An 11,914-nucleotide genomic window follows, 5' to 3' on the forward strand; every position below is an offset into this window, starting at 1 on the left:
TTGGGGCGATTATGGCGGCAGGCCGTCGCGGTGCAACCTGCAGGCACTTATCCGGCTGCGCCCTCGAAATAGGCGCCAACCCGCGCCCCGCCTTGCGCATAAGCTTATCCAGATAACGCGCGAACTAAAAAGTAGTTCGTTCCCATAAGGGGACGCCCTAGAGTGACGCCCATGCATGATTTCGCCTTCGTTTTCGCCGGGTTCTGTGTCGGCCTCGTGGTCGGCCTCACCGGCGTCGGCGGGGGCTCGCTGATGACGCCGCTGTTGATCTTCGGCTTCGGCATCAAGCCCTACCTGGCCATCGGCACCGACCTGCTCTTCGCCTGCACGACCAAGTTCGGCGGCGCGCTGGGCCTCGCCCGCGCGCGCGTGATCGACTGGCCCATCGTGGGACTGCTGTCCGCCGGGAGTATCCCCGCGGCCCTCATCACGCTCTTGATCCTGCGGCAGGCAGGTCCCTCCGACCCGGGTGTCCAGGCCGTCATGACGACGACGCTGGGGCTGGCGCTGCTGCTCACCGCCGCCGCGACGCTGTACAAGGCCATCCGCGGGAAGGACACGCCGCGCGACCTCGACCCCGCGCAGCTGGCCGTGGCGACCCGCCCGCGCCACTGGTCGCAGCCGGTGCTGTTCGGCGCCGCGATCGGCGCGCTCGTGTCGCTGACGTCGGTGGGCGCAGGCGCGATCGGCGTCACGGTGCTGATGTTGCTCTATCCCGCGCTTCCCCTGCCCCGCATCATCGCCGCGGATATCGCCTATGCGGTGCCCCTCACCCTGGTGGCGGGCCTTGGCCATGCCTCCATCGGTTCCGTCAACTGGCCGCTGCTCGGCACTTTGCTCATTGGCTCGCTCCCGGGCATCTGGCTCGGCTCGCGCCTGGTGCGCCACGCCCCGGACCGCCTGATCCGCTCCCTCCTTTCGCTGCTGCTGGCCTATGCCGGCGTGCGGCTGCTCTCCCTCTGAACCAGACCACAAGATGTATCAATACACAGACTTCGACAAGCAGATGGTGCGCAACCGCGCCGCCCAGTACCGCGACCAGCTCGAGCGCAATCTCGCCGGCACACTGGGCGACGACGAGTTCCGCCCGCTGCGCCTGCAGAACGGCTGGTACATCCAGCGCTATGCGCCGATGCTGCGCATTGCCGTGCCTTACGGCGAGATTTCCGGCACGCAGCTGCGCGTGCTCGCCAGGATCGCCCGCGAGTACGACCAGCCCGATCCGCAACTGCTGAAGGACGCGCAGGAAAAGCAGTGGGCGCTCGGCGAGCTGCCGGTGAAGGGCGGCACGCCCATCGTCACGAATTTCAAGTACGGCTACGGCCACTTCACCACGCGCACCAACGTGCAGTTCAACTGGATCCCGCTGGTCAAGAGCGCGGACGTGATGGAGCTGCTCGCGAGCGTGAACATGCACGGCATCCAGACCAGCGGCAACTGCATCCGCAACATCACGAGCGATGAACTGGCCGGCATCGCCCCCGACGAGATCGCCGATCCGCGGCCCTTCTGCGAAATCATGCGCCAGTGGAGCACGCTGCACCCGGAATTCGCGTTCCTGCCGCGCAAGTTCAAGATCGCCGTCAACGGCGCCCGCGAGGACCGCGCGGCGATCGGCTGGTACGACGTCGGCCTGCAGCTCCTGCGCAACGACGCGGGCGAGCTGGGCTTTCGCGTGCAGGTCGGCGGCGGCATGGGCCGCACGCCGATCATCGGCACGGTGGTGCGCGAATTCCTGCCCTGGAACCAGCTCCTGAACTACCTCGAAGCCGTCATCCGCGTCTACAACAGCTACGGCCGCCGCGACAACGCCTGGAAGGCCCGCATCAAGATCCTGGTGAAGGCGGAAGGCCAGCGCTACATCGACCAGGTCGAAGCGGAATACCGGCAGATCCTCGAGCGCGACGGCGCGCCGCACACCATCACGCAGGCGGAATTCGACCGCGTCGCCGCCTCCTTCGTCCCGCCCGCGCTGAAGGGCGCTCGCAAGGGCGTGGATGCGCGCCTGCACGAGATCGTGCGCACGGATGCGGAGGCCGACGCCGCCTACGACCGCTGGCTGCAGCGCAATGTCGCCGAACACAAGAACCCGCAACTGCGCGCCGTGACCCTGTCCTTCAAGCGCCTGGGCCAGGCGCCCGGCGACGCCAACGCCGAGCAGCTCGAGATCGCCGCGGACCTCGCGGATCGTTTCTCCGCCGGCGAAGCGCGTGTGACCCACGAGCAGAACCTGCTGCTGCCCTGGGTGCACCAGGACGACCTGCCGGAGCTCTGGGCGGCCGCGCGCAAGGCGGGCCTGGCCAAGCCGAACATCGGCCTGCTCTCCGACATGATCGCGTGCCCGGGCGGCGACTTCTGCTCGCTCGCCAATGCCCGCTCGCTGCCGATCGCCGAGGCGATCACGCAGCGCTACCAGGACATCGACGAGCTCGACGACATCGGCGAGATCGACCTGCACATCAGCGGCTGCATCAACTCGTGCGGCCACCACCACAGCGGCCACATCGGCATCCTGGGCGTCGACAAGGACGGCAAGGAGTGGTATCAGGTCACGCTCGGCGGCGCGGACGGCTCGATCCTGTCCGGCGCGGCCACGCCCGGCAAGGTGGTCGGCCCGTCGTTCTCCGCCGCCGAAGTGCCGGAGGTGATCGAAGCGCTGCTGGAAACCTACAAGCGCGAGCGCCAGAGCATCGACGGCAAGTCGGAAACCTTCATCGCCACGCTGCGCCGCGTCGGCATCGACCCGTTCAAGGCCGCGGCCAACGGTGCGCGTTTCACGGAAAAGCAGGTGGCGTGATGAACATGAACCTCCAACTCATTCTTGCCGCGAACGGCGAGCCGGCTCCCCTGGATTCCGCCAAGGTGCTGCAGCTGCCCAATGACGCCAACCCGCTCGAAGCGAGCCTCGACGGCATCGAGCGCGTCGAACTCAGCTTCCCGAAATTCACCGACGGCCGCGCCTTCAGCCAGGCCTACCTGCTGCGCCGCCGCCAGGGCTTCAAGGGCGACATCCGCGCGACGGGCGACGTGCTCGTGGACCAGCTCGTGCAGATGGAGCGCAGCGGCTTTTCCAGCGCGGTGCTGCGCGCCGACCAGGACGCCGGCTTCGCGCGCCGCCAGTTCGAGCGGTACGCGGCGTTCTACCAGGGCGACACCCTCGAGCCGACCCCGCATTTCCAGCGAGCTGCCGCATGAGCGCCATCGACCTGCACGCGCGGCCGTCGAAGACCTTCGACGAGAAGCTCGCGCAAACCCGCGCGTTGCTCCAACGCGCCGCCGCGGAGTTTTCGCCGTTGACGCAGGCCTCCAGCCTGGGCGCGGAAGACGTCGTGATCACGCACCTGATCAACGCACTGGGCCTGGACATTCCCGTGTTCGTGCTCGACACCGGCATGCTGCACGCGGAAACGCTGGCGCTGCTGGAGCGCACGCGCGCGACGTCGAAGGCGCCTGTCAACGTGTACCGCCCCGTCAACGAAGCGGTGATCCAGTTCGTCGCGCGCGAAGGCAAGGAGCCGATGTACAAGAGCATCGAGCTGCGCAAGGCCTGCTGCCACATCCGCAAGGTCGAGCCGCTGGAGCGCGCCCTGGCGGGCAAGCGTGCCTGGATCACCGGCCTGCGCCGCGAGCAGTCGAACGCGCGCGCCGACGTGCCCCTCATCGACACGAGCGACGAGGCGGAAACGGGCCGCACGAAGTTCAATCCCCTGGTCGACTGGACGTGGGGCGACGTGTGGCACTACATCAAGCTGAACGGCGTCGACTACAACCCGCTGCACGACGACTTCTTCCCGAGCATCGGCTGCGCGCCCTGCACCCGCGCCATCAGCCTCGGCGAGGACTTCCGCGCCGGCCGCTGGTGGTGGGAAGACGAAGCAGCCAAGGAATGCGGCCTTCACGTGAAGCAGCCGGAACACGCCCAGGACGATCGGATCACCGCATGAATGCCCGCGCAGAACCCCAGTTGCTCGCCCCCCTGAGCAACCTCCACCTCGACGCGCTGGAGGAGGAAGCCATCTTCATCCTGCGCGAAGTCGCCGCCGCGTTCGAGCGGCCCACCCTCCTTTTCTCGGGCGGCAAGGATTCCCTCGTGCTGCTCAAGTGCGCAGAAAAAGCGTTCGGCGCCGGGCGCATCCCGTACCCGCTGCTGATGATCGACACCGGGCACAACTTCCCGGAGGTCACGGCATTCCGCGATTTCCGCGCGAAGGAACTCGGCGCCGAACTCATCGTGCGCAACGTGGAAGACTCCATGAAGCGCGGTACCGTGCGGCTTGCGCACCCGGGCGAATCGCGCAACGTGCACCAGTCCGTGACGCTGCTGGAAGCCATCGAGGAATTCCGCTTCGACGCGCTGATCGGCGGCGCGCGCCGCGACGAAGAGAAGGCCCGCGCCAAAGAGCGCATCTTCTCCCACCGCGACAGCTTCGGCCAATGGCAGCCCAAGGCCCAGCGGCCCGAACTCTGGACGCTCTTCAACACGCGCCTGCAGCCCGGCGAGCATTTCCGCGTGTTCCCGATCTCCAACTGGACCGAGCTCGATGTGTGGCAATACATCGAGCGCGAAAAGATCGCGCTGCCCTCGATCTACTACGCGCACCAGCGCCAGGTGGTCGAGCGCAAGGGCCTTCTCGTGCCCGTGACCGAGCTCACGCCGCCGCGCGACGGCGAGGAAGTCGTCGAGCGCACCGTGCGCTTTCGCACCGTCGGCGACATCACCTGCACCTGCCCGGTGGAGAGCCCCGCCGCCGACGCGGCGCAGGTCGTCGTCGAAACGCTCACGGTGGACGTGAGCGAGCGCGGCGCGACGCGCATGGACGACAAGACCTCCGACGCTTCCATGGAGAAGCGCAAGAAAGACGGGTACTTCTGATGACAGCCGACCTCCCTTCCGTCGCCGAAGCACGCGCCGGGCACGACCATATCTCCGCCCTGCGCTTCATCACCTGCGGCAGCGTCGACGACGGCAAGAGCACGCTGATCGGCCGCCTGCTGGTGGACAGCAAGGCCGTGCTGCAGGACCAGCTCGCGGGCGTGCAGCGCTCGGGCGAAACCGACCTCGCGCTGCTCACCGACGGCCTGTCCGCCGAGCGCGAACAGGGCATCACCATCGACGTGGCTTACCGGTACTTCGCGACGCCGACCCGCAAGTTCATCATCGGCGACGCGCCGGGGCACGAGCAGTACACGCGCAACATGGTGACGGCCGCCTCCAGCGCGGACGCCGCCGTGGTACTCGTCGACGCGACCAAGCTGCAATGGCAGAACCCCGGCCTCGAACTCCTGCCGCAAACGCGCCGCCATTCGTTGCTGGTAAACCTGCTGCGCGTGCCGTCCATCGTCTTCGCGGTGAACAAGCTCGACGCAGTCGAAGACCCGGCGGTCGCCTTCAACAACATCTCGGGCGCCTTGCAGGCGTTCGCCACGGCCGCGGGCATCGCCGTGCGTGGCGTGATCCCGATTTCCGCGCTCAAGGGCCACAACGTGGTCGAGGCCAAGCCGGGCTGGTGCGGCTACCAGGGGCCGTCGCTGCTGCAGTTGCTCGAACGCCTGGACGTGGTGGCAGCGGAAACTTCCGAGCCTTTCGCCTTCCCGGTGCAGTGGGTGGAGAAGTTCTCCTCGTCCGCGGACACGAGCCAGGGCCGCCGCGTCTTCTGGGGCCGCGTGGCCACGGGCGCGATACGGACGGGCCAGGAGGTCAAGGTGGCGCCCGGCGGCCAGACGGCGATCGTCGCGCAGGTGCTCAACCACGTGCGGGTCCCGGGCGACGTCCCCGCGGGCCACAGCGCGGGCATCGTGCTCGATCGCGAAGTCGACGTGTCGAGGGGCGACTGGCTGCTCGCGCCGGGCGCCGCGGAACCCTCGCGGGAGATTTCCGCCACCATCGCCTGGATGGACGACGAGCCGCTGGTCGCAGGCCGGGTGTACTACGCGCTGCACGGCCACCGCTGGGTCAAGGCGCGGGTCAAGCGCATCGTCCACAGGCTGGACGTGAACACCCTCGCCGAGGCGGACGCGACCCAGCTGGAGCCGAATTCGATCGGCCACATCGAACTGGCGCTGCAGGAACCGCTCTCCACGCTGCCCTATGCGCGCTCGCGCATCCTGGGCTCGCTGGTGCTGGTGGACTCCGCTACCCACAAGACATCCGGGGCCGTGCTGGTGAGATAACGGCCCGCTGCCTGCCGAGCCCATAAAATCGGGGGTTTGTCCCCTTTCGAAGCCATTCCAACATGACCCACGTCGTCACCGAATCCTGTATCCGCTGCAAGTACACCGACTGCGTGGACGTCTGCCCCGTGGATTGCTTCCGCGAAGGCCCCAACATGCTCGTCATCGACCCCGACGAATGCATCGACTGCGCGGTGTGCATCCCCGAGTGCCCCGTCAATGCGATCTACGCCGAGGAAGACGTGCCGCCGGACCAGCTCAATTTCATCAAGCTCAACGTCGAACTCACGCAGGCCGCGGGCTGGAAGAGCATCACCAAGCGCAAGGAGCCGCCGCCGGACGCCGACGAGTGGAAGGACAAGACGGGCAAGCTCTCCGAGCTCGTGCGGTAGCGCAATCCGCGCACTTCTTGAGCCATCGCAAGGGAAGGCGGGTCGCAGGCAGGTAGCATTTGCAATGGAACCACAACTCAACCAAGAAGTGATCGACACAGCCGCCGCGCACGACGGGCCGATCGAGACCGATGCGGTCATCGTCGGCGCCGGGCCCGTCGGGCTGTTCCAGGTGTTCGAGCTCGGCCTGCTCGAGATCAAGGCGCACGTGATCGACTCGCTCGCCTATCCGGGCGGCCAGTGCGTCGAGCTCTATCCCGACAAGCCGATCTACGACATCCCGGCCGTGCCCGTGTGCACGGGCCAGGAATTGACGGACAACCTGCTCAAGCAGATCGAGCCCTTCGGCGCGACCTTCCACTTCGGCCAGGAAGTGACCACCGTCGAGAAGAAGGACGACGGCCGCTTCTACGTCGAGACTTCCAGGGGCACGCGTTTCCTCACGAAGACGATCTTCATCGCCGCCGGCGTCGGCGCGTTCCAGCCGCGCCTGCTGAAGGTCGATGGCCTGGAGCGCTTCGAGGGCACGCAGCTGCATTACCGAGTCAAGAACCCCGCCGACTTCGCGGGCAAGAACCTGGTGATCGTGGGCGGCGGCGACTCCGCGCTGGACTGGGCCCTGAACTTCGTGCAGGACGGCTCGCACAAGGCTGAAAGCGTGATCCTCATCCACCGCCGCGACGGCTTCAAGGCCGCGCCCGCTTCGGTGGCCAAGATGAAGGAGCTGTGCGACGCGCTGGAGATGCAGTTCATCGTGGGCCAGGTCACCGGCTACGAGGAAAAGGACGGCCGCCTCACCGGCGTGAAGGTCACCGGCTCCGACGCCGTGACGCGCGTCGTTCCGCTGGACGTGCTGCTGGTTTTCTTCGGCCTGAGTCCCAAGCTCGGCCCGATCGCCGAGTGGGGCCTGGACATCGAACGCAAGCAGGTCAAGGTCGACACCGAGAAATTCGCGACCAGCACGCCGGGCATCTTCGCGGTGGGCGACATCAACACCTATCCGGGCAAGAAGAAGCTGATCCTCTCCGGCTTCCACGAATGCGCGCTGGCCGCATTTGCCGCGGCACCCTTCATCTTCCCCGACAAGAAGATCCACCTGCAGTACACGACGACCAGCCCGAAGCTGCACAAGGTGCTCGGGGTCGAGTCGCCGGTTTTCGACTGAGGCATTCGCTTAGAATTCCGCTCGTGTCCGAAAGGGCACATCCGCTAGGGGTGTTGGCGCTCGAAAGGCGCTGACTGAGAAAAACCCTTTGAACCTGATTGAGGTAATCCTCGCGCAGGGAAGCAAGCTCTCCGGCGGCGCCCTCTTCTCCCGGGCGCTTGACGCCACAGCAAGCCGACCTGCCATCGCGTTGAAAGAAAACGTTATGGCACAACCATCGCCAATCCGCCGGCCTTCGTGGCCGAAATCTCATATCGCGCTCGCGGCAGCAACTGCCGTCCTCGCATGCTCCACCGCGCAAGCGCAAAACGCGGCGCTCAAGCCGGTCGTCGTCACGGGGCGCAGTGCGCCTGCCGCCGACGTCACGGGCTTCGGCGACGCGCCGCTCACGGAGGTGCCCGTCTCGGCCACCATCGTGGACCACCGGCAGATCGAAGCCACCGGCGCGCGGCGCCTGGCGGACCTCGCGCAGTTCGACTCCTCGGTGTCCGACGCCTACAACGCGCCCGGCTACTGGGACTTCATCTCCGTGCGCGGCTTCACGCTGGACAACCGGTTCAACTACCGCCGCGAGGGCTTGCCCATCAACGCGGAGACCACCATTGCGCTGGACAACAAGGAACGGGTCGAGATCCTCAAGGGCACGAGCGGCATCCAGGCGGGCACGAGCGCGCCGGGGGGCCTCGTCAACTACGTGGTGAAGCGCCCCACCGAGCAGGACCTGCGCGAAGTGCGGCTCGAATGGACCAGCCGCGCGAGCGTGTTGGCCGCGGTGGACCTTGGCGGCCGCGCAGGCAAGGACGGCGCGTTCGGCTACCGACTGAACGTCGCGCAGGAACGGCTGCGCCCCCTGGTCCGCGACCTGGATGGCAACCGCAGCCTGGTGTCGCTGGCGACCGACTGGCGCCTCGGCCGGGACTCCGTGCTCTCGGCCGAATTCGAATGGAGCCGTAAGACGCAAGCGAGCCAGGTGGGCTACAGCCTGCTGGGCAGCGTGCTGCCCTCCGTGCCCGATCCGCGATTGAACCTGAACAACCAGCCGTGGGTGCAGCCTTCGCGCTTCGAGGCGGCCACGGGCTCGGTGCGCTTCGACCAGGGGCTCGGGGACGGCTGGCGCTGGTCGGCGTCGCTGGGCACACAACGCCTGAAGAATGACGACTACACGGCCTTCCCCTTCGGTTGCGGTGCGGAAGGCAACTACGACCGCTACTGTTCGGACGGCAGCTTCGACTATTACGATTTCCGCAGCGAGAACGAGCGGCGCCGGCAGGACGCGGGACTGCTCAACCTGAAGGGCAAACTGTCCATGGGAGCCGTCACGCACGACCTGTCCTTCGGCGTACTCGCGGGCCGCGTGCGCAACCGTGTGCAGCCGCAGGCGTACAACTACGTGGGCACGGGCTACGTCGACGGTACGGCTGTCGCGCCCCCCGATCCAACGCTCACCTACGAAGGCACCAATCGCGACGAGCGCTCGCTCGAGTTCTCGGCACAGGACGCGATCCGCTGGAATGAGCGCTTCACCACCTGGCTCGGTATGCGCCACACCCGCCTGCACCGCGACAGCGTGATGACGGACGGCTCCGCCGCCAATTCGTATGCGCAGCAACTGACGACACCGTGGATCGCCGCGAGCCTGAAACTCACGGAGGCGATGATGGGCTACGCGAGCTGGGGCCAGGGCGTCGAGTCGCAGCAGGTGCCCAACAATGCCGCGATCTACGCAAATCCGGGGCAGGTCTTGCCTGCGCTCAAGTCGCGCCAGGTGGAAGTCGGGGTGAAGGGAGAGCGCGAAGGACTCGGCTGGCAGCTCGTCCTCTTCCGCATCCACCGTCCGATGAGCAACATCGACTATTGCAACCGCACGTATGCAAGCTGTGTCGGCCAGTCCGACGGCGAGGCGGTCCATCAAGGCGTCGAAGCGAACCTGAACTGGGCGAGGGGACCCTGGAGCGCCGGCGGCGGCGTGACGTTGCTGAACGCGAAGCGCCGGGGCAGCGCACTGGAGCCGGCGGGCAACGGCAAGCGGCCGGTGAATGTTCCCGACGCGGTGGTTCGCGCGCATGTCGCCTGGCGCATGGCCTCGGCCCCCGGGCTGGAACTGCGCGGGACTGTATCCCATGAGGGCCGACGCTCCGTGCTGGCGGACGAGTCGGTGGTGTTGCCGGGCTGGACGCGCCTGGACGCCGCCCTGCGCTACGAAACGAAGATGGGCGCGACAGCGACCACCTGGAGCATCGGCGTGGACAACCTCACGAACAAGCGCTTCTGGAAGGAATCCCCTACCCAGTTCGGGCACGTGTACCTGTACCCGGGCGCGCCGCGGACCTTCCGCGTTTCGTTCACGGCAGCGCTCTGAAATCGAGCCCAAAAATCGCGCTATAATCTAAGGCTTGTTCCTCGATAGCTCAGTCGGTAGAGCGCCGGACTGTTAATCCGTAGGTCCCTGGTTCGAGCCCAGGTCGAGGAGCCAAAAAATCAGCCCGCAGCCTTAGGCTGCAGGCCCCAAAAGCCAGCTATCTCCCAGGTAGCTGGCTTTTTCTTTGGGTCAGCAATCTCTTGCCGATTGCAGATGCGGAAGGATGCTCGCAACGCCCTCTCCGCCCTTCCCCGTCGCCGGTTCTTCGGCATTGGCGACCTGCGCGTCCTCCAGCATGCTCTTGACGGTGGCGAGTTCCTCGGCGGCTTCCTGCACCTTCACCTCCGCGGCGAGATTCTGTTTGACGGCGCCTGCAACGGCGGCCACGGCTTGCGCCGCCGAAAGCGGCCCGGAAAGCAGTGCATTGGTGTCGCTCAGGTCTCGCGCCGCGTCCGTGAGGTCGTCGCGCACCTTTTCCGTCTTGCCGATCGCTCCCACGAGCAGGCGGGTGGCTGTCGAACGGCGGGCAGGCTTTTTCATCCCTGATTATGGTTGTGTCGCATCCGCCTGCCAGAAAGTCGGGCCCCTGTCCTACGAATCAGGAAGGCGGCGGGGGCTCCACCGTCCGGGCCTTGATCTTGCGCCGCACCTTCGATGCGCCCACGTCATCCCCGGACGCGACCAGCACGTCCAGTTCCTGCCGTGCCTTCAGGGGTTCCCCCGCGCGCCAGTAGGCCAGCGCAAGATAGCGATGCACCTCGTCGAAGCCGTTGGACATCTCGCGCGCATGCTCCAGCGCGGCGATCGCGCGCCGGGCATCGCCCTGGTTCAGGAGATCGATGCCCCTGGCCACCCAGTAATACGGATCCCGGTCGCGCGCGGCCCGCATCGCAACCGCATACCGTTCCGCTTCCGCAGTGCGGCCCTGCGCGACCAGCATTTCATGCAGCGTATGCAGCGGCACGTCCGGGGGATCGCTCAGCTTCACGGCCCACACCAGCAACTGCTCCGCCTCACGCAGGCGCCCGGTCTCGCGGTAGAGGACCGCGAGGTTTCCGTAGCTGGCCGCATAGGCCGCGTCGGCCTGGATCGCGGCCTTGAAGTGGGCGTAGGCGAGGCTGCGCCGCCCGGCCACGAGATGCTCCGCCCCGAGGTTGTTGTAGTAGCGCGCGAGGATCGCCTCTTCGGTGAGGGGATGCCCGGGCTTGCCCGACGAGAACTCGGGCTCGAAGTCGATCACGGTGTCGTGCGCCTCCGCTTCGTCGGGCCATTGGCGCGCCCCGCCGCGAAAGAGCACGTTCACGTGCTGGTTCACCACGTCCACCTGCCCCCGCCTGTCGAAAAGGACGGGGACGCGGACTTCCTGCATCTGCGCGTTCATGCGCAGCGCCCTGGCGACCGAGTAGGTCAGCACGGTGAGCGACAGGCAGTCGCCGCGCTTGCGTTGCCAGGTTTCCGAGGCGATGGTCGAATGGCCGGCGGCGTAGTTGAACCCACGCAGGTCGGGTCCGAAAATCAGTGTCAGGATGTGCTTGAGCTTGCGCGGGTTGCTCATCCCATCGACGTTCGCGTCCTTGAGGCGCGCCTGCAGGTCGGGGGCCAGCCGGAATAGCTCGTCCTTGCCCACGGTCACGAGGTTGGGCTGCGCTTCGAATGCATCGTCGAGCCAAGGCAGGGCGCCGGCGCGCGGCGTTTCGATCGGCGCTGCGCAGCCCACCAGGGCGACAGCGGCCGTGACCATCCAAAGCGCGCGCTTGAGCATCGAAGCCTCCGGAAGAAGTGCTCCCTGCACAATAGCAGCGTGGCAAGCAAGCTCAAGCTATTTCT

Annotated in this window: 11 protein-coding genes, 1 tRNA gene and 1 riboswitch; of the genes, 10 read left to right on the plus strand and 2 right to left on the minus strand. The window is 66.8% G+C overall.

Annotation, left to right across the window (positions count from 1 at the left end; genetic code table 11):
• Nucleotides 1-171: 171 nt before the first annotated feature.
• The 10 genes from I5803_RS03715 to I5803_RS03760 all read left to right on the plus strand — a co-directional run bounded on the left by I5803_RS03715 (nucleotide 172) and on the right by I5803_RS03760 (nucleotide 10,201).
• The gene (locus I5803_RS03715) at nucleotides 172-963 is read left to right on the plus strand and encodes a sulfite exporter TauE/SafE family protein (protein ID WP_196985061.1); all 792 of its coding nucleotides are present in this window, start codon (nucleotides 172-174) and stop codon (nucleotides 961-963) included.
• A 13-nt stretch (nucleotides 964-976) separates the two neighbouring features.
• Nucleotides 977-2,797 (plus strand): nitrite/sulfite reductase, encoded by a 1,821-nt coding sequence (locus I5803_RS03720; RefSeq protein ID WP_196985062.1) that lies wholly within the window; start codon nucleotides 977-979, stop codon nucleotides 2,795-2,797.
• 5 nt (nucleotides 2,798-2,802) lie between these two features.
• Complete coding sequence (locus I5803_RS03725; RefSeq protein WP_196988445.1) at nucleotides 2,803-3,195, plus strand: DUF934 domain-containing protein; 393 nt, start codon at nucleotides 2,803-2,805, stop codon at nucleotides 3,193-3,195.
• Nucleotides 3,192-3,944, plus strand: a complete 753-nt coding sequence (locus I5803_RS03730) for a phosphoadenylyl-sulfate reductase (protein ID WP_196985063.1) — start codon at nucleotides 3,192-3,194, stop codon at nucleotides 3,942-3,944. The genes I5803_RS03725 and I5803_RS03730 overlap by 4 nt, the downstream gene beginning before the upstream one ends.
• A complete protein-coding gene (cysD, locus tag I5803_RS03735; protein ID WP_196985064.1) occupies nucleotides 3,941-4,873 on the plus strand; it encodes a sulfate adenylyltransferase subunit CysD in 933 nt (310 codons plus the stop codon). Before I5803_RS03730 ends, cysD begins: the two co-directional genes overlap by 4 nt.
• Nucleotides 4,873-6,171, plus strand: a complete 1,299-nt coding sequence (locus tag I5803_RS03740; RefSeq protein ID WP_196985065.1) for a sulfate adenylyltransferase subunit 1 — start codon at nucleotides 4,873-4,875, stop codon at nucleotides 6,169-6,171. Before cysD ends, I5803_RS03740 begins: the two co-directional genes overlap by 1 nt.
• A 62-nt stretch (nucleotides 6,172-6,233) precedes the next feature.
• Entirely contained in the window at nucleotides 6,234-6,563 is a 330-nt protein-coding gene (gene fdxA / locus I5803_RS03745) for a ferredoxin FdxA (protein ID WP_196985066.1), read from the plus strand.
• A gap of 64 nt (nucleotides 6,564-6,627) precedes the next feature.
• Nucleotides 6,628-7,728, plus strand: a complete 1,101-nt coding sequence (locus I5803_RS03750; protein ID WP_196985067.1) for an NAD(P)/FAD-dependent oxidoreductase — start codon at nucleotides 6,628-6,630, stop codon at nucleotides 7,726-7,728.
• Between the two features lie 36 nt (nucleotides 7,729-7,764).
• Nucleotides 7,765-7,866, plus strand: a riboswitch (TPP riboswitch).
• 67 nt (nucleotides 7,867-7,933) lie between these two features.
• On the plus strand, nucleotides 7,934-10,087 hold the full coding sequence (locus I5803_RS03755; protein WP_196985068.1) for a TonB-dependent siderophore receptor: 2,154 nt from the start codon (nucleotides 7,934-7,936) through the stop codon (nucleotides 10,085-10,087).
• A 38-nt stretch (nucleotides 10,088-10,125) separates the two neighbouring features.
• Nucleotides 10,126-10,201 (plus strand) — tRNA-Asn (locus tag I5803_RS03760).
• A 75-nt stretch (nucleotides 10,202-10,276) separates the two neighbouring features.
• Here I5803_RS03760 and I5803_RS03765 read toward each other — a convergent pair.
• Nucleotides 10,277-10,627, minus strand: coding sequence for a hypothetical protein (locus tag I5803_RS03765; RefSeq protein WP_196985069.1), 351 nt, complete (start codon nucleotides 10,625-10,627; stop codon nucleotides 10,277-10,279).
• A 58-nt stretch (nucleotides 10,628-10,685) separates the two neighbouring features.
• The gene (locus tag I5803_RS03770; protein ID WP_196985070.1) at nucleotides 10,686-11,849 is read right to left on the minus strand and encodes a tetratricopeptide repeat protein; all 1,164 of its coding nucleotides are present in this window, start codon (nucleotides 11,847-11,849) and stop codon (nucleotides 10,686-10,688) included.
• Between the last annotated feature and the right edge of the window lie 65 nt (nucleotides 11,850-11,914).

The sequence above is a fragment of the Caenimonas aquaedulcis genome (assembly GCF_015831345.1).
GTDB classification, from domain to species: domain Bacteria; phylum Pseudomonadota; class Gammaproteobacteria; order Burkholderiales; family Burkholderiaceae_C; genus Ramlibacter; species Ramlibacter aquaedulcis.

Excerpts from the sequence above, each read along its gene's own strand:
- I5803_RS03755 (WP_196985068.1), top strand. The coding sequence starts at position 7,934 with ATGGCACAACCATCGCCAATCCGCCGGCCTTCGTGGCCGAAATCTCAT.
- I5803_RS03770 (WP_196985070.1), bottom strand. The coding sequence starts at position 11,849 with ATGCTCAAGCGCGCGCTTTGGATGGTCACGGCCGCTGTCGCCCTGGTG.
- I5803_RS03765 (WP_196985069.1), bottom strand. The coding sequence starts at position 10,627 with ATGAAAAAGCCTGCCCGCCGTTCGACAGCCACCCGCCTGCTCGTGGGA.
- I5803_RS03715 (WP_196985061.1), top strand. The coding sequence starts at position 172 with ATGCATGATTTCGCCTTCGTTTTCGCCGGGTTCTGTGTCGGCCTCGTG.
- I5803_RS03725 (WP_196988445.1), top strand. The coding sequence starts at position 2,803 with ATGAACCTCCAACTCATTCTTGCCGCGAACGGCGAGCCGGCTCCCCTG.
- cysD (WP_196985064.1), top strand. The coding sequence starts at position 3,941 with ATGAATGCCCGCGCAGAACCCCAGTTGCTCGCCCCCCTGAGCAACCTC.
- I5803_RS03720 (WP_196985062.1), top strand. The coding sequence starts at position 977 with ATGTATCAATACACAGACTTCGACAAGCAGATGGTGCGCAACCGCGCC.
- I5803_RS03730 (WP_196985063.1), top strand. The coding sequence starts at position 3,192 with ATGAGCGCCATCGACCTGCACGCGCGGCCGTCGAAGACCTTCGACGAG.
- fdxA (WP_196985066.1), top strand. The coding sequence starts at position 6,234 with ATGACCCACGTCGTCACCGAATCCTGTATCCGCTGCAAGTACACCGAC.
- I5803_RS03750 (WP_196985067.1), top strand. The coding sequence starts at position 6,628 with ATGGAACCACAACTCAACCAAGAAGTGATCGACACAGCCGCCGCGCAC.
- I5803_RS03740 (WP_196985065.1), top strand. The coding sequence starts at position 4,873 with ATGACAGCCGACCTCCCTTCCGTCGCCGAAGCACGCGCCGGGCACGAC.